We start from the raw sequence: 398 nt of genomic DNA on the forward strand, positions 1-398 counted from the left end.
GAGCAAGCTGCGCGTGAACGAGCGCACACGCACCGTCGTCTCTCCCCTGCCGCCCCAGCGGTCGTGCGACGCGCCCGTCATGTTCTCGGCCATGAGCTTCGGCTCGGTGTCGCTTAACACCCAGAAGGCGCTGGCCCTAGCCGCACGCGAGCTCGGCACCTACTTCAACTGCGGCGAGGGCGGCCTGCACCGCGACTTGGAGCCCTAAGCCGACCGCGCCATCGTGCAGGTGGCCAGCGGGCGCTTCGGCGTGGACCCGCACTACCTGAACGCCGGCGCCGCCATCGAGATCAAAATCGGCCAGGGCGCCAAGCCCGGCATCGGAGGGCATCTGCCCGGCGAGATGGCGTCGGTGCCCTCGGGGATCATGCGGGTGCGCGACACCTCCTCGTTGATCT

Annotated in this window: 1 pseudogene; it reads left to right on the plus strand. The window is 69.3% G+C overall.

The features are described from left to right. Window positions 1-91 precede the first annotated feature (91 nt). Window positions 92-398: pseudogene (locus tag NE591_RS13005) on the plus strand (glutamate synthase-related protein); the annotation flags it as partial.

This window comes from Adlercreutzia sp. DFI.6.23 (genome assembly GCF_024462535.1).
Classification (GTDB): Bacteria; Actinomycetota; Coriobacteriia; order Coriobacteriales; family Eggerthellaceae; genus Adlercreutzia; species Adlercreutzia rubneri.